Origin of the sequence: Campylobacter concisus, from assembly GCF_002912895.1 — a bacterium.
In the GTDB taxonomy this organism is placed as follows: Bacteria; Campylobacterota; Campylobacteria; order Campylobacterales; family Campylobacteraceae; genus Campylobacter_A; species Campylobacter_A concisus_G.
Window position 1 is genome coordinate 40,652 of the sequence record NZ_POZX01000002.1, and the last position, 21,184, is coordinate 61,835.

The 21,184-nt window shown below is 40.3% G+C and carries 24 protein-coding genes; 3 read left to right on the forward strand and 21 right to left on the reverse strand.

What is annotated here, in order from left to right; translation table 11 throughout:
• Position 1 precedes the first annotated feature (1 nt).
• The 5 genes from CYP51_RS00210 to CYP51_RS00230 all read right to left on the reverse strand — a co-directional run bounded on the left by CYP51_RS00210 (position 2) and on the right by CYP51_RS00230 (position 3,041).
• Positions 2 to 487, reverse strand: coding sequence for a 3-isopropylmalate dehydratase small subunit (locus CYP51_RS00210; protein WP_103623914.1), 486 nt, complete (start codon positions 485 to 487; stop codon positions 2 to 4).
• A 128-nt stretch (positions 488 to 615) separates the two neighbouring features.
• Entirely contained in the window at positions 616 to 798 is a 183-nt protein-coding gene (locus CYP51_RS00215) for a YgaP family membrane protein (protein ID WP_103623915.1), read from the reverse strand.
• A 4-nt stretch (positions 799 to 802) separates the two neighbouring features.
• Complete coding sequence (locus CYP51_RS00220) at positions 803 to 964, reverse strand: YgaP family membrane protein (RefSeq protein ID WP_021091464.1); 162 nt, start codon at positions 962 to 964, stop codon at positions 803 to 805.
• A gap of 10 nt (positions 965 to 974) precedes the next feature.
• Positions 975 to 2,312 (reverse strand): NAD(P)/FAD-dependent oxidoreductase, encoded by a 1,338-nt coding sequence (locus CYP51_RS00225; protein WP_103623916.1) that lies wholly within the window; start codon positions 2,310 to 2,312, stop codon positions 975 to 977.
• Positions 2,313 to 2,396: 84 nt separating this feature from the next.
• Entirely contained in the window at positions 2,397 to 3,041 is a 645-nt protein-coding gene (locus tag CYP51_RS00230; protein ID WP_103623917.1) for a Crp/Fnr family transcriptional regulator, read from the reverse strand.
• 83 nt (positions 3,042 to 3,124) lie between these two features.
• On the opposite strand from CYP51_RS00230, the gene CYP51_RS00235 reads away from it, so the two are divergent.
• Entirely contained in the window at positions 3,125 to 4,084 is a 960-nt protein-coding gene (locus CYP51_RS00235) for an SLAC1 anion channel family protein (protein ID WP_103623918.1), read from the forward strand.
• Positions 4,085 to 4,104: 20 nt separating this feature from the next.
• Here the strand turns inward: CYP51_RS00235 and CYP51_RS00240 are convergent, their stop codons facing one another.
• The 7 genes from CYP51_RS00240 to CYP51_RS00270 all read right to left on the reverse strand — a co-directional run bounded on the left by CYP51_RS00240 (position 4,105) and on the right by CYP51_RS00270 (position 9,308).
• Positions 4,105 to 4,956, reverse strand: a complete 852-nt coding sequence (locus CYP51_RS00240; RefSeq protein WP_103623919.1) for a hypothetical protein — start codon at positions 4,954 to 4,956, stop codon at positions 4,105 to 4,107.
• A gap of 167 nt (positions 4,957 to 5,123) precedes the next feature.
• Positions 5,124 to 6,020 (reverse strand): DUF4299 family protein, encoded by an 897-nt coding sequence (locus CYP51_RS00245; RefSeq protein ID WP_103623920.1) that lies wholly within the window; start codon positions 6,018 to 6,020, stop codon positions 5,124 to 5,126.
• 19 nt (positions 6,021 to 6,039) lie between these two features.
• Positions 6,040 to 6,399, reverse strand: a complete 360-nt coding sequence (locus CYP51_RS00250) for a DsrE/DsrF/TusD sulfur relay family protein (RefSeq protein ID WP_103623921.1) — start codon at positions 6,397 to 6,399, stop codon at positions 6,040 to 6,042.
• Between the two features lie 74 nt (positions 6,400 to 6,473).
• Complete coding sequence (locus CYP51_RS00255; RefSeq protein ID WP_103623922.1) at positions 6,474 to 7,073, reverse strand: LysE family translocator; 600 nt, start codon at positions 7,071 to 7,073, stop codon at positions 6,474 to 6,476.
• Between the two features lie 108 nt (positions 7,074 to 7,181).
• Positions 7,182 to 8,198 carry a type II asparaginase gene (locus tag CYP51_RS00260; RefSeq protein ID WP_440588224.1) on the reverse strand — a complete coding sequence of 339 codons (1,017 nt, stop codon included), beginning with the start codon at positions 8,196 to 8,198 and terminating at the stop codon, positions 7,182 to 7,184.
• Positions 8,199 to 8,313: 115 nt separating this feature from the next.
• Complete coding sequence (locus CYP51_RS00265; RefSeq protein WP_103623924.1) at positions 8,314 to 8,649, reverse strand: branched-chain amino acid transporter permease; 336 nt, start codon at positions 8,647 to 8,649, stop codon at positions 8,314 to 8,316.
• The gene (locus CYP51_RS00270; RefSeq protein WP_103623925.1) at positions 8,646 to 9,308 is read right to left on the reverse strand and encodes an AzlC family ABC transporter permease; all 663 of its coding nucleotides are present in this window, start codon (positions 9,306 to 9,308) and stop codon (positions 8,646 to 8,648) included. The genes CYP51_RS00265 and CYP51_RS00270 overlap by 4 nt, the downstream gene beginning before the upstream one ends.
• Positions 9,309 to 9,411: 103 nt before the next feature.
• Here CYP51_RS00270 and CYP51_RS00275 point away from each other — a divergent pair, with 103 nt between their 5' ends.
• Positions 9,412 to 9,855 (forward strand): tetratricopeptide repeat protein, encoded by a 444-nt coding sequence (locus CYP51_RS00275; protein WP_103623926.1) that lies wholly within the window; start codon positions 9,412 to 9,414, stop codon positions 9,853 to 9,855.
• A gap of 199 nt (positions 9,856 to 10,054) precedes the next feature.
• On the opposite strand, the gene flgG is transcribed toward CYP51_RS00275, so the two are convergent.
• The gene (gene flgG / locus CYP51_RS00285; RefSeq protein WP_021091447.1) at positions 10,055 to 10,843 is read right to left on the reverse strand and encodes a flagellar basal-body rod protein FlgG; all 789 of its coding nucleotides are present in this window, start codon (positions 10,841 to 10,843) and stop codon (positions 10,055 to 10,057) included.
• Positions 10,844 to 10,858: 15 nt separating this feature from the next.
• Entirely contained in the window at positions 10,859 to 11,668 is an 810-nt protein-coding gene (locus tag CYP51_RS00290) for a flagellar hook-basal body protein (RefSeq protein ID WP_072594622.1), read from the reverse strand.
• 150 nt (positions 11,669 to 11,818) lie between these two features.
• On the opposite strand from CYP51_RS00290, the gene rpoD reads away from it, so the two are divergent.
• Complete coding sequence (gene rpoD / locus CYP51_RS00295; RefSeq protein ID WP_103623928.1) at positions 11,819 to 13,675, forward strand: RNA polymerase sigma factor RpoD; 1,857 nt, start codon at positions 11,819 to 11,821, stop codon at positions 13,673 to 13,675.
• A 228-nt stretch (positions 13,676 to 13,903) separates the two neighbouring features.
• Here the strand turns inward: rpoD and CYP51_RS00300 are convergent, their stop codons facing one another.
• The 7 genes from CYP51_RS00300 to CYP51_RS00330 form a co-directional block, all read right to left on the reverse strand.
• A complete protein-coding gene (locus CYP51_RS00300; RefSeq protein ID WP_180997710.1) occupies positions 13,904 to 14,659 on the reverse strand; it encodes a flagellin in 756 nt (251 codons plus the stop codon).
• An 84-nt stretch (positions 14,660 to 14,743) separates the two neighbouring features.
• Entirely contained in the window at positions 14,744 to 16,036 is a 1,293-nt protein-coding gene (gene hisD, locus CYP51_RS00305; protein ID WP_103623929.1) for a histidinol dehydrogenase, read from the reverse strand.
• Positions 16,033 to 16,884: a pyridoxal-phosphate dependent enzyme gene (locus CYP51_RS00310; RefSeq protein ID WP_103623930.1), complete on the reverse strand. Its 852-nt coding sequence runs from the start codon at positions 16,882 to 16,884 to the stop codon at positions 16,033 to 16,035. The genes hisD and CYP51_RS00310 overlap by 4 nt, the downstream gene beginning before the upstream one ends.
• Complete coding sequence (locus tag CYP51_RS00315; RefSeq protein ID WP_103623931.1) at positions 16,877 to 17,968, reverse strand: OmpA family protein; 1,092 nt, start codon at positions 17,966 to 17,968, stop codon at positions 16,877 to 16,879. The genes CYP51_RS00310 and CYP51_RS00315 overlap by 8 nt, the downstream gene beginning before the upstream one ends.
• On the reverse strand, positions 17,965 to 19,278 hold the full coding sequence (locus CYP51_RS00320) for a MotA/TolQ/ExbB proton channel family protein (protein ID WP_103623932.1): 1,314 nt from the start codon (positions 19,276 to 19,278) through the stop codon (positions 17,965 to 17,967). The genes CYP51_RS00315 and CYP51_RS00320 overlap by 4 nt, the downstream gene beginning before the upstream one ends.
• Positions 19,279 to 19,282: 4 nt before the next feature.
• A complete protein-coding gene (gene fbaA, locus CYP51_RS00325) occupies positions 19,283 to 20,347 on the reverse strand; it encodes a class II fructose-bisphosphate aldolase (RefSeq protein ID WP_009294115.1) in 1,065 nt (354 codons plus the stop codon).
• Between the two features lie 15 nt (positions 20,348 to 20,362).
• A complete protein-coding gene (locus CYP51_RS00330) occupies positions 20,363 to 21,181 on the reverse strand; it encodes a peptidylprolyl isomerase (RefSeq protein WP_085658279.1) in 819 nt (272 codons plus the stop codon).
• Positions 21,182 to 21,184: the final 3 nt, after the last annotated feature.

Below are 21,184 nucleotides of genomic sequence, written 5' to 3' on the forward strand. Positions count from 1 at the left end.
TTTATTCCATCTTTGCTTTTGCATACTCTATAAGTCCGCCAGCATTTAAAAGCTCTTGCATAAAAGGCGGTATAGGGCTAAATTTATACTCTTTGCCACTGGTTGAATTTACGATCACGCCGTTATCAACATCTATTTTTAGCTTATCACCAGCGTTTATCTCATCTGTTTCTTTTATCTCAAGTATCAAAAGTCCTGTGTTAAAGCTGTTTCTATAAAATATTCTCGCGTAGCTTTTAGCTATTACAGCACCAATGCCAGCAGCTTTAAGCGCCATAGGAGCGTGCTCACGAGAGCTACCACAGCCAAAATTTTCGCCTGCTACAATGATATCGCCTTTATCTATTTTGGTACTGAAGTTAGGATCAGCATCTTCCATAATATGCTTTGCCAAAATGTTTTCGTCGGAGGTGTTTAAATATCTAGCAGCGATGATGATATCAGTATCGATATTATCGCCAAATTTCCAAACCTTGCCTTCTTTCATCTTTAACCTTTTGTTATGTAAATTTGAGCTGATTTTAGCCAAAAGTAACTAAATAATTCATCAAATCGCAAATAAAGTCTGCGATTTAAACGGCTAAAGGGCAAGGTAAAGGGCGCTAAACGCCCCTTTTATCTTTTTAAATTTAAAGAACACCTACCTAAGAATTTACACGCTGGGCAAAATCCGGTAACACCGACAATGATTGGAATTAGGCCGATTAACGCCCAGTAGCTCTCATAAAAATACCAAACTGCCACCATAAAAACTAGCCCCAGAATGACCCTAATAATTCTACTTTTGGTGCTTACCATATTTTTACCTTTTCTTAAAAATTTTATAAAGTGGGCAGTAGCCGTAATATCCCGTTAAAAGCGGAATTAGCCCGACCGTCCACAACCAACAGTCGCAAATAAATCCGAAAATAAAAAACCAAATCGCCGCTATAATCAAACGTATAGTTTTATCTAAAACGCTCATTTTATCTCCTTTAAGCTAAAGCTTTTAGCATTCCGTTCATAACCATAGGTTTAAATCCGTAAATTTTAACCAGCCAACTCATATAGCTCTCTCTGGTAGCGCCGAAGCACTCTAACGTCGGAGCCGTTCCCTCCCAGTCGAACTCTACCATTATAGCCTTGCCGTATTTGGTGATAAAAGGGCAAGCCGTATATCCGGTAAATTTCTCGCTAGGTTCTCGTCCTTTTATCGTATCGGCTAAATTTTTAGCTAAGATCGGATACATTTTCCTAACACTAGCCCCCGTTTTGCCGGCCGCAAATCCGCAAATATCACCGATACCGAATATATTTTTAAATTTTGTACTTTGCAGGCTGTATTTATCGACGGCTAAAAAATTTAGCTTGTCGCCCTCTTTAGTTAGGCCGGCGCGAGCTAAAATTTCGCTTCCTTTTTGCTTAGGCGGCAAGTGAAGCCAGTCGTATTTTACGTCGATTAGCTCGGACGCGATTTTATCTTCGCCGCTTTGCCTGTATGCCGTCCAAAACTCGAAAGTAGCGGTATTTGAGCTTTTATCGACGGCTACGATTTGATGACGGAGATTAAAATTTATCTTTCTTTTTATCATTATTTGAGTCATCGCCGCGGCATAAGTCGGATCGCCGAAAAGCTTACCGCCGCCGACGTAAAGATTAACGCTGCCTTTATCGCGGTTGCTGGCCAACCTCAGCCTATCTTCGCTCATGCAAGTTACTTTTTTATTAGCGCCGCTGCATTTCATCGGGGTTTTTTGATCGCAAAATACAGCCGCGCCGCCGTTTTGAGAGAATTTTTTCATCAGCCCGTTGCTCTTTACGGCGCCTTGTAGAGTATAGACGGAGGATATGTTGCCGCTCGTATCGTTAATATCCTCTAAGCTTAGCCCCTTAACGGCTTCAAAGTCGTATTCCACGCCGCTTGCTACGATTAGATAATCATATCCCAGCTCGCTCCCGTCATCTAAGACGAGTAGATTGGCTTCGGGCTTTATTTCCGATACGTTTTTGCGTATCCACTCGGCTCCTTGCGGGATATAATCCGCTTTTTCGTAAACGACGTCGTTAGCTTCGTAAATTCCAACGGCGATTAGCGTAAAGCCCGGCTGGTAGTAAAATTTCTCGTCTTTATCCACGAGAATTACCTTGGCGTTAGGCATATCTCTTCTAAGTTTAGCCGCCAACGCGATACCGCTAAGTCCCGCGCCCATTATGACGATTTTAGAATTTATATCGTCGTTTTCGCCGCCCGTTACCGAGCAACCGCTCATACTCGCGGCTAGTCCCGCGGCCCCCATTAGCTTTAAAGCGTCTCTTCTTTGCAGTCCTTTCATAAATTCTCCTTTAAAACGAGTTTATGAAATGCTACCTAAAAAAGGCCGCCCTATCCGTAACAATGTTACCTTAAAACGAGAATTTTAAGAAACTAGCCTTATTTCGCCGCGGCTTTGCGTTATTTGCCCGCTTCTCTCAAGCTCTTTAAGCACCCTAGATACCGCTTCTCTAGCACTTCCTAGATGATTCGCCAGCTCTTCGTGAGTTATTTTTATAAAATTTTCGTTTAGATTTTCGATGCTTTGAGATAAAAAATTCATAATCCGCGCCGAAAGCGGCGAAAACAAAGCTTGCTCCATAACGTTTATGGTTCTAGCAAACCGATCGGCTATGATTTTTAGAGTAAAATTTAAAATACTCGGATATTTTTCTTTAAGAGGCTTGTAAATTCGCGCCGGAATAACGATGATCTCGCTATCTTGCTCGATTTCGACGCTTACTTTATTTTCTAGCGAATTTATAGAACACGTATCGCACAGCACGCAACTCTCGTCTTTAGTTAGCCTAAATATCGTTATTTCCTTTGCGTTAGACGATACGAATGCCCTTAAAACGCCTTTTAGTATAAGGATAAATCCAAAGCAATCGTTTCCGGAGTAAAATATATCGCCCTTTTTTACGGTTTTTAGATACGCGTTAGCAAAGATCGCATTTAGATCCTCGCTTGCTAGATCGAAATTATTCGTAAATCTCTCGCGCAAAATTTCTTTTAACTCTTCGCTTAGCATTTTGTCCTTTCGTGACTTCGTTACACAAATTTAGCCTTATTATAGGTAATATTGCATAAAAATTTAATACGAAAAGAAAAACAATGCACGACATTAAGAAAAACGACTCGCAAAGCAAAATAAAATCGCTTCCGATTATGCTTTTTGCCGGTACTATGGGGCTTGGAGGGCTTAGCGCGGCTTATAAGAAATTAAGCGAGATATTTGATTTACCGGGCGAGATATTCTCGGCGCTTAGAGCGCTAGACTGCACGGTATTTTGCCTACTTTCGGCGTTTTACCTCTTTAAGCTTTTAAAATTTAAAGAAGAGGTAAAGGCCGAATTTTCGCACCCTATAAGGATAAATTTTTTCGGCGGATTCATCATCTCGCTTTTTCTTTTAGCTCTAGCCTACAAAGACGCGCCGCGACTATACTACTCGCTTTTTTACGCGGCTTTAGGCTTGCAAACGATTTTTACGCTTTACGTAATTTCTTTTTGGATCGACGAAAAATTCGATATCGCGACGCTAAATCCGGCATGGTTTATCCCCGTAGTGGGCAACTTGCTAATCCCGATCATAGCCGAAAAATCTCAAGCGATCTGGTATTATTTTAGTTTGGGGCTATTTTTCTGGATTATTTTATTCGCCGTTATATTTTACAGATTAGTCTTTTGCGATAAGTTAGCCGACAAATTCGTCCCGACGCTAGTCATTACGCTAGCGCCGCCGGCTATGGCATTTTTGGGATACGTAAAGCTAACCGAGCGATTCGATGCTTTTGCGGCGATACTGCTTAATATAAACGTGTTTTTCGCGGCGCTTATACTTTTTTCGTATAAAAGATTTATTAAACTCAAATTCGCCCTATCGTGGTGGGCTTTTACCTTCCCGACGGCCGCTAGCTCCATAGCGTTTTTAAAAGCTTACGAAATTACGCAAAGCGATTTTTACTTAGTTTTAGGCGTCGGCGCTTTTACGGCTCTAGTCGCTTCGATTTTGATAGTCGGGTTTTTAACGGTTAAATCTATAATAAACGGCGAAATTTTTTCGGAAAAATAGCCTTAGCTCAAAAATTTACTTTAGTAGTATTCGTAGCTGATTTCTAGCTTTTTATATAGGCCGATTTCCGTTATGTCGCCGTTTTCGTAGTATTTGTCCGCTGGCTTAAATTTGACCGAGGTTTTATGCGTCAAATTTCCCCGCTCATCCCTGCTTATATCCTTAAACTGCAAGATTTGCCAGATTTTTGCCTCAGAGCCGAAGTAATTTACCGACGTATACTCCATCTCGTCGCCGTTTGCGGCGTAGTAATAAACCCATTTTGAGCCCGGGGCTTGCGTGATTTTTTCGTATTCGCCGTTTGGCTTGCGCTCGAAGCTTATCTCTATACCGTGGCGCGGCTCCATATTATTTTCTATCCGCGTTAAAACGCCCTTTTCGTCGTAGACGTAGCTATCGTCCGTCACTAGCGTCCCGCCCGAATACGCCGCCCGAGCGATCATTTTGCCGTCCTTGCCGTAAGTGGTTTTCTCCGTGCACGGGTAAAATCTATCCTCCACATGCTGCTCTTTGGCCGTCGCGACTAAATTTTCGCCGTCAAATTCGTATTCGTAGAGATAAACGGCGCTATCTTGATACTTTTTGCGCACTAGCCCGTCTTTGCCGTACTCAAACAAAACCGAGCCGTTCGATACGCCGTTTATATGCTCGGTTTCTTGCACTATATAGCCGTTTTCGTTAAACTCCGTCCGCTTTACGCGCGTATTTTCTAGCGTCCCGGAGCCGTCCATTGAGTATTCGTACTCCGTAGCCGTCATGCTTTTTACCTCGCCTTTTAGCTCTCTTTTGCTCCAGTCGTTTTGCGGTAAAACGGCCGAGTTTAGATAACAAACCGCCAATGCCGCCGCTAAAATAGCCTTTAAAATTTTCATTTTTATCCTTTTTCAAATCACGCAAAGCCTAGATTAGTTTAGGCTAAAAAGCGGCAATACCAGTAAAATTCTATCTTTTACGAGTTTAAATCCGCGCTTGAAACCGACTTAAATTTTTAAGCAAGCCTGAGGCAATTTTCATTTCCTTGCGGTTTATTAACTTAAACCTAAGCTTCATTTGCCTTTTTAAAAATTTCTCTCATCTCTTCTTCGCTAAGCGGCTCAACCAGTATATTTGCGGCGTCTATGAAGCGATATTTTTCTTTTGGCAAATTTGCCATAAAAGCGCCATATTCGCATTCGCCGAGCACGTGCGCGTCCCTATCGTATACGCCGACTACTAGCGTAAGTATCCAGCGCGAGACCTTGCGCTCTCCTAGAACTTCTTGCGCCTGCCACGACGGAGAGGGAGCGTAAGGCAAGATAGTCGGTAAATTTTCGCTAAGCGTATATGCGCCAAAAATTTCGTTGCCGTCTTTATCTTCGTATAAATTCTCTCTTGCGCTATAAGCGTCAAGATATTGCACCCGCCTCATCATCTCATCGAATTTAGCCGCAGGGCTAGCGCTTGCAAAAATTTCATCTATCATAACCGCATCAAACGCCACGTCGCGCTCCAGGCCAGAGATATAAAGCGTTTGATTTTTCTCTTTTGCGTCCTTTAGAGCTTCAAGTCCCCACATTATGTCGGCTTCATAATCAAATTTTAAAATTTGCTCGCTATCGTAAATTTCTTCATTGTCGCACTCTATTTTCGAGCCGGTTTTGGCTGAAATTTTAGAAAGAAACAAAATCGCCGTCTGCCAGTCGCCAACGCCGCTTGGAGTACAGACTCGAACGATATATTTGCCGTCTTCGTAGCTTAGCTCAAAGCCACGAGCGCTCTTTTGCCATACGCCAGCGATCATCACGTTTTCGTTTAGCGAAAGCTCGCTCGGCTCGTCGTTTTGGCTATTAAAAAAGCAAAATCCGTCTATAAACTCTGAAATTTCACGCTCGCTTAGCGCCTTTTCATATCCGCCGAAAAGCTTCTTTTTATTTCTTACCTTAAATGTTACGCTCATAAATTCTCTTTCGCCTACTCTAAAATGTCATCACTTGATCGCACTGCCTAACCCACTCGGACAAGATATCCATGCTGCCTTTCACTTCAGCCTCGAAATAAGGCTCTCCCGCATGCAAACCGCACCTCGTTTGGCAGCTACCGCAAACCTTTAACATATCGCCGCTAGCGTAAAGCTCCTTTAACATCGCTACTAGATCTACGTCGTAGTCTTCCGGCTTTTTGGTGCTATTTCGCGCAAGATCGATCGCGTCGTTCATTAGAAAAATTCTAACCTCTTCGCCTTTTTCTTTTAGCGTTTTAGCTAGCCTTAATGCGTTGTAAGCATTATCGGTACCGTTGTATGGTTGATTTGTAAGTATAAATAGAAATTTTTTCATCTTTTTCTCCTTTTGCCAAAAATGTAGCGCAAACCGAGCAAATTTTAGCCAAGCTATATAAAAAGAGGCTAAATTTATCTAAAAAGTAAAAGTACGCCGATCGTGCAGACGATAATGGCGGTGCAAATTTCAAGCAGCCTTAGGTGCGTTTGTAAAAATTTCTTTAGCATAGCTCCGCCAAGCGCATAGATATTTAGCAAGCAAAACTCGATGAAAACGAGTGTTGCCGTGATCGCGCACATACGAGTTAGGCTAAAGGGATCTTCTTTATCCAAAAATGTAGGCAGTAAAGCCGAGAAAAATATCCATGCCTTTGGATTTGTGATGCAAACAATGAGGCCGTTTATAAACATCTGCTTTTTGCTTGGTAAATTTGAGACGTTTGTTATGCTAAGCTCGCCATTGCCAAAAAGAAGCATCGCGCCAAGATAGAGCATATAAAGGCCTGCGATGATGTTTAATGCCTTAAATGCGTACTCAAAATGATGAAGCATCACGCCTACGCCAAGCATACAGCAAAATGCCACGAAAGCAAGCGAAAGAAGCTGCCAGGTCATCATAATAAGCGAGTGCTTATAACCAAAGCCCATACCGATACTCATCGCATAGGTCATGTTGATGCCTGGCATTAGCGAGATAGGAGCAAGCGTGGCGAAAAAGAGTAAGAAGTCCATAAAAAGCCTTGAAATTTAGCTAACAAATATAAAAATTTAAGCTATAGATCAGATCCAGCGATCAAATTTATAGCTTAAATTTAAAAGGCGGACTAAGCCGCCTCTTTTTTAGTGAGTTAAGAAATACTCTTGAATTTTGGCTTTGTCGCTTGTTTTTGTAAGTGCAAGCATCAAAAGCACTCTAGCTTTTTGCGCGTTTAGATTATCGCTTGTTAAAAAGCCGTATTTTGCGTCGTCTACTTCGCCGTTCATGGTCGTCTCGCCACTTCCTACACGTGAGTCGCGAACTACCACTACGCCAGCTTTTGAAGCCTCGCCAAGTGCGTCAAGTACGCTAAAGTAAGGGTTGCCGTTGCCAAGACCAGCGCTGATGATGCCTTTTGCGCCGTTTTTAACAGCTATTTTTACAAAGTCAGGATTGTCATTTGCGTGAGAGTAGATGATATCAACTCTAGGAAGTTCTTTTACGCCCTCTAGGTCAAATGCTGATTTTGCCGTGTGTTTTCTGATCGGATTCATATAGTATTTTACGTTGCCATAAAAGACTGTGCCGATTTTGCCGCTGTTTGGTGATTTAAATGTATCAACGCCTGTTGTGTTGGTTTTGGTTACCTCTCTACCGGCGTGAATTTCATCATTCATAGTAACCACAACGCCCTTGCCTACACTATCTTTGCTAATAGCTACATTTACAGCGTTAAATAAATTTAGTGGGCCATCTGCACTTAGTGAGCCACTATTTCTCATTGCACCTACAAGCACGACTGGCTTGTCGCTTTTAACGACTAAATTTAGAAAGTACGCCGTCTCTTCCATAGTATCTGTGCCGTGAGTAACGACGATACCATCAGCTTTGCCGCTATTTAGAAGCTCGTTGATTCTATTTGCAAGCTTTAGCCAAACTTCGTTGTTCATATCCTGTGAGCCGATATTTGAAATTTGCTCACCTTTTATGGTAGCGATCTTGTTGATATCTGGCACGGCTGCGATCAGTTTATCGACCGTAACAGTTCCAGAAGTATAGCTCGCATCAAGCGATCCTGATCCACTTCCCGCTATCGTTCCACCAGTAGCTAGTATGTAGATGGTTGGCTTTGCAACCGCTAAAGTAGCACCTAAAATCATGAGTAACACCGCCTTAAAGATTAAACGCATTTTAGCTCCTTTGCATTAAAATTTACAAAGTCATTATAATGCCATTTATTTAAAAAAATTATTAACTTATAAATTTTATATTTATTTAAAAAATTCTTATCAAAAGCATATAAATTCCAGTTGAGACAACTATGCTAAGAAGGGCGTTTTTAAACTTTAAATGCACCAAAACAGCTGTCAAAACCGCCACTATCTCGCTTAAGCCGTAAGGAAACTCACTAAATTTAGTATCTTTTAGCCCGTAGCAGACCAGAACGACCATTATCATCATACCCATGTGCTTTTCAATGGCGTCTAAATAAGGGTTTGACTTATAGTTTCTTAACGCATAAAACGGCGTCGCTCTCGTTATAAAAGTAGCTAGAGCGCTTAAAAGCACCGCCACAAAAAGCACCATCTCACTTGAGCTTACACTTATCAAATTTTATCCTTAAACAAAAGCAAAAATACAAAACAAAGCGCCATCGAGCCAACAAGCACAAATTTAGCTGGAAATAGGCTCACTCCAAGCACGCCAAAAAAGACCGCCGCAAAGAGCACGCGGTAATTTTTATCATTTTTAAACATCTCGATGACGACTACTGTAAAAAGCGCTGTTAAGCTAAACTCAAGCCCTCTTGTATCGGCCTTGATAAAGTCACCAAGTATAGAACCAAGTAGCGTTCCAGCCACCCAGTATGACCAAGATAGGATATTTAGCCAAGTAAAGACAAAGCTTCGCTCACTAGCCTCTTTTAGCCCTAAATTTTTAAATATCGCAAAGGTCTCATCTGTTAGCAAAGCGATGTTTAAGAGCCTAAATTTGATCCCGCTATACTCTTTTAAAAGTGAAATTCCATAAAAAGTGTGGCGCAAATTTACAAGGTAGCTCACGATAAAGACCTCAACATAGCTCGTGCCGACGCTAAAGAGCGAAAGCATCATAAACTGCGCTGCTCCGCCATATCCAAGCATACTAAGCGCCACAGCGATAAATGCGCTAATGCCCATGCTTTTAGCCAAAATGCCAAAGGCGATGCCAAGAGGGAAAAAACCCATAAAGATAGGAATGGATAGTTTAAAAACGTAGTTAAATGTCAAATTTTTACCTTCATAAGAAGCCGAAATATTAGCAAAAATTTAAAAATAAGAGTAAAAATAGAGTTAAATTTTATAAAATGATAAAAATTTATGGAGCCAAAAGATGAAAAAGGTAATTCTAATTTTATTTTGTATTCTATTTTCTTGGGGTAAAAATTTAGATACCACCAAGCTTGAAAATGAATGTGCTTTAAACAACATAGAAAGCTGCACAGATCTTATATATATCTACCTTGACAAAAATGAGCGTGATAAAATGGCAGCTATGGCAAACAAGGCCTGCAAGCTAGGCAATCCACATAGCTGTATATTTTTGGGAAATATACATCTACAAAAAGACACTCTAGCGCAAGAGAAAGAAGAAGGGCTTAGGCTTTATAATAAGGCTTGCGAACTAAAAAATGCATTTGCTTGCTATACTCTTGCACTCATCTATGAAACTGGAGATGCTGGTATGTTGCAAGATAAAAATAGAGCAAAAAACTACTGCAAAAAAGCCTGTGAGCTTGATTTGGAAGAAGCATGCAGTATGCTTAAAAATTTTTAATTAAGCAAAAGATGCTTTTGTTCTTGCTCTTAAAAGTAGAAATTTTAGACGAGATGTGCCAAATTTTAGTTTCGCCCAAATTAATGAGTCTATTTTATCGAGTCCTTGCCTTTTGGCGTTTTATTTAAAAAGTAAAATACCTCAAGCGTAAAAGAAAGCAGTATAAGCCCAACGATAGCTAGAGTCGCGTTCATACTACCTACCTTTTAAGTCCATTTACTATTTCAAGCATCGAATCACTCGTAGTTATCGCCTTTGAGTTTGCCTCGTATGCGCGCTGGCCAGTGATAAGATCGGTCATCTCTTCAACCAACTGAACGTTACTCATCTCAACAAACCCTTGTCTGATCGTACCAAGTCCGTCAAGTCCTGCAACGCCTACCACCACGTTACCGCTAGCGCTTGTTTCTAGATAGTTGTTATCACCCATTGAGTGAAGGCCGGCTGGGTTTATGAAATTTGCTAGCTCGATCTGACCTATTTGAGCCATCTCTCTCTCGCCTGCTTGGAGCACTGATACGGTGCCATCTGTGCCTATAGAAATTTGCGTCGCATTCGCAGGCACGGTAATCTGAGGGATTAGCTGATAGCCATCGCTATTTACGATAGTACCATTTGCGTCAAGTTTAAAAGCACCATTTCTAGTATAGGCTGTCGTGCCATCAGGCAGCTGAATCTGAAAAAAGCCGTTGCCAGCTATTACCATATCTAGATTGTTGCTAGTCTCTTTAAAATAGCCCTGAGAAAAAATTTTATTTATCGCCGTTGGACGCACACCAAGACCCACCTCGATACCAGTTGGACTTGTAGTAGTCTGACTTGTAGCCGTACCTGCGTACTCCATGACTTGATACATAAGATCAGCAAATTCAGCCCTATTTTTCTTGTATCCATAAGTATTTACGTTTGCAATGTTGTGTGAGGTTACGTCTATCTGCGTCTGCTGTGCTATCATGCCAGTAGCCGCAGTGTAAAGTGATCTCATCATAGTTTTATCCTTTTATTAAGCTTTTAGGGCTAGTTTTTGAACAGCATCTTGGTTAAGATCGTTCATGTGGCTTGTCATAACCTTTTGATACATATCAACTAGGCGTTGGGTTTCTATTAGACCGACCATTTCTAAAACTGGGTTTACATTTGACATCTGGGCATATCCTTGCATCACGCTATCAGCCTCGTCAAGTTCCGTGATGTCGTCAAAATTTCTACTCTCAAAGAGATTATCTCCAACCTTTTTTAGATCTCTTATCTCTCTTGGCTGAGCTATAAAAAATTTAGAAAATTGATTGTTATTTGAGTATAAATTTCCATTTTTATCAGCAGTTAGCACCTCACCTTGTGGCACTTGGATACCTCTTTGGCCAGGATTTTGTGCCTCGTAGCCACTTGGCAGCACCTTATAGCCCTCTTTTGTGACGATATATCCGTCGCCATCAAGACTAAAAGAGCCATTTTTGCTAAGTTTTACGCCATTTGGAGTATCGACTAAGAAAAATGCGTCATCTCTTTTTATCGCAAAATCAAGCGTGTTTGAGCTGTATTTAAAGCCACCAGCGCTAAAGTCGGTGTACTCTTCGCTCACTTGTGGCACGCGATCAAGCGTTCTATTTAAAAATTTAGCTCCATCTTTTGTGTGATTTTTAAGTGGGAGCTCATCTTGTGTCTCTTTAAAAATTCTTGCAAAGTCACCGATAACCACATCGTTTCGCTTGTAGCCGATCGTATTTACATTTGCAAGGTTGTTTGAGATCACATTTAGTCTGTTAAACTGCGTTACCATGCCAGCAGTGGCTTGATAATAACCATTTTGCATAAATTTTCCTAATCAAAATTTGATTGTTTAGAATTTACTAAGCAATCATCGTTCCAACTTTGTTTTTATACACATTTACAAAATTTGGGTATAATCCACTTTCTTTTAAACAATACTTAAATCACAATTAGACGATTCGAAAGGAAATTTATGAGCGTCGCAAAAGACTCTTTTTCTCAGATAGAAGAGCTTTTCGCTGAAAATGCAAAAGGCTTTTTGACATACGAAAAATTAGTAAAATTATTAGACAAAGCTCCGACTGCTACGATAGTAAAAAAGATAGAACAACTAGCAAAAACAAATAAAGTCCAGCTCATCACATCTGCTGAGGCTGCAAAGCTTAGAAATTTAGCTGATGCTAAAAAACGTCAAGAAAATGCTCAAAAAAGTGATCAAGATATCGACGAGGATCTCGATCTTTCAGGCGAAAGTGACCTTTTAGAGTGGTCAAGATCTGATAGTCCTGTCAGGATGTATCTAAGAGAGATGGGTCAGATCGCGCTTCTTACAAAAGATGAGGAAGTTGAGATCAGCAAAAGGATTGAGCTTGGCGAAGATATCATTATCGATGCATTTTGTTCAGTGCCATTTTTGATTGATTTCATACTTGACTATAAAGAGCCACTCATCAACAGAGAACGCCGTGTAAAAGAGCTTTTTAAGAGCTTTGAAGACGAGAGTGAAAACGAAGAAAATGAAGATAGCGAAGACGATATAGACGAGGAAGATGAAGAGAACGAAGAGAACGAAACTCCTAAAAAATCAGCTAAAAACGATAAACGCGCCGAAAAAGTTATAGAGAGCTTTAAGGCCCTCGAAAAAGCTAAAAAAGAGTGGCTAAAGACTGCAAACAAACAAGATAAAGTTGAGAGCGAAGACACAGCATCAAAGATGACGCTTGCATTTAAAAAGAAAATTTTAAAAGAGAAGCTGATGGACCTTGGTCCAACAAGTAAGCTAATCAGTGAGATCGTAAAATCAATGGAGACAGCTCTTAAAAGCGATGATGAATTTGATAGAGAGCTAAAACGCTTGGAGTACCGCTTGCCGATGTTTAGCGACGAACTTAAGAAAAATCACAAAAGTATCTTAAAAGATATCATAAAGCTTAGCAAAGAAGAGATCGCAGCTCGTGTGCCAGAAGCTACAATGGTCTCAACTTATGTCGAGATCAAAAAGCTATTTACTACAAAAGAGGCAAGCAAGCAAGGTTTTGATCTTGAGCCAACAAGGCTAAAAGAAATTTTAGAGCAGATCAAACGTGGAAAGAAAATTTCTGATGAGGCAAAAGCTAGAATGGCTAAGTCAAACCTCCGTCTAGTTGTAAGTATCGCGAAACGCTATACAAACAGGGGTTTGCCATTTTTGGATCTCATCCAAGAGGGCAATATAGGTCTTATGAAAGCGGTTGATAAATTTGAATATAGAAAAGGCTATAAATTTTCAACCTACGCCACATGGTGGATCCGCCAAGCTATCTCGCGTGCGATCGCCGATCAGGCAAGGACGATTAGGATACCTATCCACATGATAGAGACGATAAATCGTATCAACAAAATAAACCGCAAATACCTCCAAGAAGAGGGAAAAGAGCCTGATGTAAGCGTTATCGCAAAAGAGGTTGGGCTAAGCGTTGATAAGGTAAAACAAGTCATCAAGATCACAAAAGAGCCTATCAGCCTCGAAGCTCCGATCGCAAACGAAGAAGACGGTAAATTTGGAGATTTTGTTGAGGACAAAAGCTCACTTTCTCCGATAGAGCAAATTTTAAAAAGTGACCTTAGAGAGCAAATTGACGATGTGCTTTCGCAGCTAAATGAGCGTGAAAAAGCGGTTATTTCGATGAGATTTGGTTTGCTTGAAGATGAGAGCGACCGCACACTTGAAGAGATCGGAAAGGCCCTAAATGTCACTCGTGAGCGTGTCCGCCAGATAGAAAGCTCAGCCATCAAAAAACTAAAACACCCAAAAGTTGGTAGAAAACTTAAAAACTACATTGAGGGCTAAAAGCCCTTTTCTTTTGGATATTTTCCTTAAGACTTTCTCTTTAGCTTTATAAAATTTAAAAATTTTTTAGCAACAAATTTCACTAACAATCTACATTGATTTTATTATTGAAAGGCTGGATTCAGCCCTCATTTAACCATTAGACCAACTTAAAAATACAAAAACTTAATATTTTTTAAAGAATAAGATTAGATAAAAAGAATTTACCGGCGCAAGACCGGTAAAAATTTATTCGGCTAGAAGTTTATCTAGTTTTGCAGCCAAACTCGTAGTATCATGAGCTTTGGCTAAGCTCGCAGCATGTAGCTTTAAATTTGCTTGTAAATTTTCTTCCAAGCTCTTTGCGATGTCGCTGCTGTCAAGATTTTCTACACTATTAGCATTTGCCACACTTCTTGCTGCTAGAGCATTCATACCCCTAAATACAGTATTTTGTGTTGATCCGATCTCTGAACGAAGTGAATTTATATTTTTTAAAATTTCATCTGCATTTGAGCCGTCATCTTTTACATTTAGAAGCGCATTTGTACCTAAATTTATATTTTTTGTACTCTCGCCTGTGAAAAATCCAAGCTCAGCATCAAATACGTTTTTGCCGTTAAATTTAGCTTCTTTTACGCTATCATTCATAGTATTTCTTAGTGCGTTGATTTCGCCCTTTATGCCTTTTTGTTCATTTGCTGAGAGAGTAGGATTTGTAAGCTTACTTGAAAGCTCGCCTATTCTATCCGTACTTTTACTTAAATTTAAAAGCGTTGAATCAGCGATTTGAAGCATTCCAATCATGTCGTTTGCATTTGCCAAACCTTCGTTCAAGACATTTGTTTGCGAAAGCAAACTCTCTGCGATTTGCAAATTTGCACCTGAAGCTTTGATCTCGCTGTTTGCAGATATAGCATTTAGCGCTTTCTTTTCGCTATTTTTTGCTTGATCTAAATAATAGTTTCCTGAAGCCTGGTTTGCAGTATAAGTTCCTAACTTCATAACAACTCCTTTTTAATAATTCGCTATGGATTCTACTATAAATTATATAAAAAGTTGCAAAATCTCTATAAAATCCATTTTTCTTTACTCTTCTAGCCTCACTGCGACTGATTTTTTATGAGCAGTTAGCCCCTCAGCTTCAGCTAGCTGCATGCATGATTTGCCAAGATGCATGATACCCTTTCTACTCACTGAAATGATCGAACTTCGCTTCATAAAATTTTCAACTCCAAGCGGTGAATAAAATCTCGCACTTCCGCCAGTTGGCAATGTGTGGTTTGGTCCAGCGATATAATCTCCCATCGCTTCAGGCGTAAAGTGTCCAAAAAATATAGCGCCCGCATGAGTCACATCATCGATATAACTTAAAGCATCATTTGTAGCGATCTCTAGATGCTCAACAGCAAGCTCATTCATGAGAGCAAAACACTCCTTCATATCTTTTGCAACAATGATTGCGGCTTTATTTCTTATACTTGCGCCTGCAATCGCTTCACGTTTTAGTGTCTTTAGCTCATCTTCGATGTGTCTTTGCACCGCTCTTGCAAAAGCCTCTACCGGTGTTATCAAAAAGGCACTTGCTATCTCATCGTGCTCGGCTTGAGAGAGCATATCAATAGCTATATGGCGAGGATCAGCGCTATCATCAGCGATCACGCCTATCTCACTTGGACCAGCGATCATATCGATATTTACGTCGCCATAAACTAGCTTTTTAGCAGTCGCCACGTAGATATTACCAGGTCCTGTGATGACATCGACCTTTGGTACGGTTGCAGTTCCGTACGCCATTGCTGCAATAGCACTTGCGCCTCCTACTTTAAAGGCTGTTTTTATGCCACAAAGGTGCATCGCAGCAAGAAGCAGAGGATTTACCTTACCATTTGGTGCTGGAGTACAAACCACAATCTCTTTTACGCCAGCCACGATAGCAGGCACAGCGTTCATAAGAAGTGAGCTAGGATATGCCGCCTTACCGCCTGGGATATAAAGGCCAGCGCGATCAACCGGAGTGTATTTAGCACCTAGCAAGATGTCGTGCTCGTCCTTGTAAGTCCAGTCGCTTGGTTTTGTGCGCTCATGATAGCTTTTTATCCTGTCGTGGGCTAAATTTAGAGCCACTCTTAGGGCGTTATCTAGCGAGTTGTAGGCCGATTCCATCTCTTTTACGTCAATTATTATGTCGTTTTTGCCAGTGACACTAAATTTATCAAATTTGGTTATCTGCGTAAAAAGCGCGCTATTGCCATCTTTTCTTATCTCGTCTATTATGCCCGCAACCACTGGCGTCACGGCACTCATGTCGTTGTCACTTCGTCTAACAAGCTGCGAAAATTTACTCTCAAAGTCAGCGTCGCTGCTGTGTAAAAACTTCATTTATGATCCTTTATTTTTAGTTTTCTCTCGTATCTTTGTTTTTGTGTAATGTTACCCAAAATTCCGCCTTGGTGGATATATAAAATTTCGCTCCCAAATTTGTCTAAATTTGCAAAAAGCGTCATAAAGCCCACTGGGTCATAGATAAGCTCAAATTCAACACCACTTTTGCACACTTCAAGCCAAATTTCATAAAGCTCAGGGTATAAATTTCCAAAATGATACTTCTTTGGCGGATTTAAAATTTGCACTTTGCTATCTTTATCTAACTCACAAATTTGCTTTTTTAGATAGTCACTATCCCCTACGCAAGGTGCTGTAAAAACCCTAAGATCGGTGTGCTTTGCTAGGTAGCATGCGCTTGTGCCTGTGCCTGAGGGCAAGAATATATCAGGCCTTATGCCACTTTTTTTGCTCCACTCATTGATCTCATTTGCTTGCGTGATGAAGCCAAGCTCGGCCTCGCTTTGTGCTACGCCCTCGTTTATAAAGAGCGCGTTTTGGCTCTTTGCTAGCTCTCTAGCAAATTTCTCACGCTCCTCTTTTACAAAAATTTCCATGCCATTTTCAAGTGCAAATTTGAAATTTCCAACTGGATCTTGCTCTAAATTTGAGCTTAGATGAGAGACGACGTAGTAGAATTTAAGCCCTTTTAGCTTGGCAAAAAGACTTAGGCTATACATCGCGTTTGACTGGCTTGAGCCGTGAGATACGATGGCTTTGATGCCGCTAAGATCGGCCTTTAAAAAATGCTCTAGCTTTCTTGCTTTGTTGCCGTTAAACTCGCCTAGCAGATCATCTCTTAAAAGCCAAAATTCTCGCCCTCTTATGCGAATTTTATCAATCACCCTTAAACTCCAAAAATTTCTCTATCTCGTTGATAGCCTCTTTGTTTGAGAGTGAAAATTTAATCTCTATACGTCTTGAAGCGTCCTTGTCCTCGGCTCCGTCTTTAAAAACCAGCTCATTATAGCTTCGTCCGCTTGCAACAAGCAGCTTTCTAAGTCGAGTATCGTCACTAAATGAATTTATAAATTCCATCACTGCATAAGCTCTTTTTTGTGAAAGCTCTAGGTTATAAATATAGCTTCCATCGCTGTCCGTAAAGCCTTCGATTATAATTTGATCAATGTTTGATGCAATATCTTTATCATTTAAAAGCACGTCAAAATATTTACTAAGCGTAGCCTTTAGCTCCTCTTTGACCTCTTCTTTTAGGACCGCACTGCCTTTATCAAAAAGTACTGAGGAGCTAAGCTTTAACGCGCCTGAGTTTGGATCGATCTCGATGCTAGATCCTAGCCTATCTTTTAGAGCTGAGATCACTTTTACTCTGATGCCAGTTAAATTTTTAACTCTATCGCGAGTGACGTTTAAGTCCCTTAAAAGCTCGTCATATCTAGCTTCTCTTTGGCTCATCTGCTCGAGCAAAAAGGCGATCTTGGCTAAATTTTTCTCACTGCTTTCATTTGCGTCACTAAGCGCTCTATCTTTTGATGAAATTTCATCATTTAGCACGATCATCTTTTGATTTAGATCAAAAATGCTGGCATTTAGCTCTTTTATGCTCGCATTTGCGTCCTTGTTTTGCTCTATAAGCTGGGCCAGTTTTTCTTTTAGGGCATCTATTTGGATGACAAAAATTTCATTTGATTTTTTTAAATTTATGTTTTCGTCACTTATCTTTGAAAGCTCGCTTTTTAGGGCGTCATTTAGCTCTTCGAGTGTAAAATTCTTGCCCTGGGCGTCTTTTAAATTTGCTAAGGCTGCGATGATGGCTTGCTCTTTATTTTCAAGGGTGTTTTGAGTTAGGACGTATTTTACGACGACAGCGCCGATTAGCAGCATAAAAACAAAGAGCAGACCCGCCATCAAGTCTGCGTACGAAACCCAAAAGCTCGATTGATCCTCGTTATTTTTGTTTATTTTCATTGCACTAGATTTTCGATTTTTTCTATTACAGAATTTGCTTCTTTATCGATCTCGTCTATATTCTTTTTAAGCTCGGCTATGAGGCTCTCGCGCTCTTTTTCACGCTCCAAGCTCCTACCCTCTTGCTCATATGCCGCCTTAAATATCGTCGCACTCTCCACAAGTGAAGCTCTAAATGCCTTTAGTGCGTCGTTTTGCTCTTTCATCAAAGAAAGAGAAAATTCTCTTAAAACCTTGTCAAAACTCTTTATAGTCTGCTCAAATTTAAGCTGGCTCTCTTTTGTGGCATTTAAATTTCTGCTAAAAATTTCACCAAGCTTTGCATGCTCGGTTAAAATTTTGACCTCCATATCTTTGAAAGCATTAGAAAACGCGCTTACTGCCTTTAACATATCAGAGTGGATTTTTACAAATTCATCTTGTTTTAGGCTAGCTTCATTTAGCATTTTAAGGTTCGCGCTAAGCTCGGCCTTGCTTTGATTGATGATATTTTTCTCAACCTCGCAAAGCTCTTTTAGTCTGTCAAATTTTTCATTTACCTGATCATTTAAATTTCTTAAAAATTTATCGTCAAGCACCATTTTAAAGGTATCATGACTATCTTTGAAGTAGCCAACAGAGGCTTTCATAAAATTTGCATTTAGTTCATTTTCCTGCCAGAAAAACTCACGGCTTAGCTCTTTTTGCTCGCTGTAAAATTTCTCAAATTTACTAACGCCTATCTTTTCAAAAAACATCCACCAAAGTGCTAAAAATATACCATAGATCGATACATAAAACGCCGTAGCCACACCGTTTAGCAGTATAGCGATCTCTTTTTCAAGTCCATTTGCAGTACTTGAGCTAAAGCTTGGCATGGAGATAGCGATACTGATAAATGTGCCCAAAATTCCAAGCATAGGAAAGACTGCTTGACCGATATTTGCCAGGTTGTCATTTCTAAAATTTCTTGTGTAACTCTCAAAAAAATCTTCAAATTTAGCGTTTGCCTTTTTGACGCTTGAAATTTCAAAAAGGTGAGCGATGATAAATTCTTTTAGTCCTATCTTGTAGTCTTTGGCATTTGCTAAGAAATTTGAGTAAGCTACCAAGGCGCTATGGCGTGAAAAGATAAAAGCGACAAAGAGTATAACGCCCATCATCACGATGGTGTGAAGCTTCATCTGAAAATTTATAACGCCAAGATAGGCTAGTATTGCCAAGATGTAGATGGCTAAAGGGATAAAGATAACTTTAAAAAAGACAAAGAAAGAGTGAGCTTGGCGCTCTTTTGGCACGCTTAGCTCACTAAAATCATTTTGATTTTGCATAGGATTAGTTCCTATTTAGGCAGTTTAAGTCGCTAAAAGCAGTCTGAAGACGCTTAACCATGCTCTCCTCGCCACTTCTTAGCCATTTCCTTGGGTCGTAGTATTTTTTATTTGGTTTATCGTCGCCCTCTGGGTTGCCGATCTGACCTTGCAAGTATGCTCTATTTTTAGCCTCATACTCGCGTACACCGTCCCAAAATGCCCACTGCGTATCAGTGTCAATGTTCATCTTGATAACGCCGTAGCTTACAGCATTTTTGATATCTTTTAGCTCACTGCCACTACCGCCATGAAATACAAAATTTACTGGCTTGTCGCTTTTTGTATTAAATTTCTTAGCAACATAGGCTTGTGAGTTTTTAAGAATTTCTGGTCTTAGCACGACATTGCCAGGTTTATAGACACCATGAACGTTGCCAAAACTAGCTGCGATGCTAAATTTATCGCTTATCTTACTTAGTCTTTCATAAGCAAGCGCGACATCCTCTGGCTGAGTGTAAAGAAGTGCGTTATCAACGCTTGTGTTATCTACGCCGTCTTCTTCGCCTCCAGTGACGCCTAGCTCGATTTCTAAGCTGATGCCAAGCTCGCTAAGCTCTTTTAGATACTTCTCGCACGTGCTTAAATTTTCGTTGATATTCTCTTCACTAAGATCAAGCATGTGAGAGCTAAAAAGTGGCACGCCGTGAGTTTTTTTATACTCATGACTTGCTTTTACTAGCTCATCTATCCAAGGCAAAAGCTTTCTAGCAGCGTGGTCAGTGTGTAAAATGACTGGCACGCCATAAGCCTTGGCAAGCAAATGAACATGCTTTGCTCCAGCGATCGCGCCAAGAACGGCTGCATTTTCGCAGGCTTTACCAGCGTAAAAACCTGCACCGCCATTACTAAACTGAACGATAACAGGCGAGTTAGCAACCTTTGCCGCTTCTAAAACAGCATTTACTGAGTCGCTGCCTACGACATTTACAGCAGGTATTGCAAAACCTTGCTCTTTGGCATAAGCATAAAGTTTTGTTACATCATCTCCGCTTAAAACACCAGGTTTTACGATATCTAAAACGCCCATTTTATCCTCCAAATTTTATTTGTATTCTATCTTTGCTTTTTGGCGTAGAGCTTCACTTTTTTGTCTAACAGCAGCTTGGAATTTCTCCATTTTAACAGCTTGCTCGATCTCCGCTTTTGCTTGTTCAAAGCTTACAGTGCCAGCAGCTTTACCATCCTCTTTTAAGATAACATGGTAGCCAAACTGAGTTTTAACTGGTTTAGTTGAAACTGTACCATTAGCCATTGAAAATGCTGCGTCTGCAAAAGGTTTTACCATTTGGCTTTGACCAAACCAGCCAAGCGCGCCACCATGTGCTGCTGAGCCTTTGTCGATTGATTTTTGGCTTGCTAGCTCTGCAAATTTCTTTGTTAGCGCCTCACCTTTTAAATTTTTAAGTTGAGCGATGATGTCGTTTGCTGTTTTTTCATCTTCAACTAGGATATGCCTTGCTTTTGCTTGAGCTGGCTCGTTCATACTTGCTTTGTTTTTATTGTAAAAATCTTTTAGTTCGTTATCACTTACTTTTATGCCATCAAAAAGCTTTCTCATATAAAGCTCAACCGCAATGCCTTCTTGTGCTGCTTTTACGGCTTTGATGTACTCTACATCTTTTTCGATACCGCTTGACTTAGCATCTTTTAAAAGAAGTTTTCTATTTATTAGATCGTCGATTATACGTTTTTTCTCATTTGGTTGAAGCTTGCTAGCGTCAAATCCTGGCATAGCTGCTGATAAAAGGCTTGAAATATCGCTATCGCTTATAGCATCACCATCAACTGTTGCAACTACTGCTGCATTTAGAGTAACAGCTGCTGCTAAACTTAAAACTGCTGGAAACAAAAATTTTTTCATATA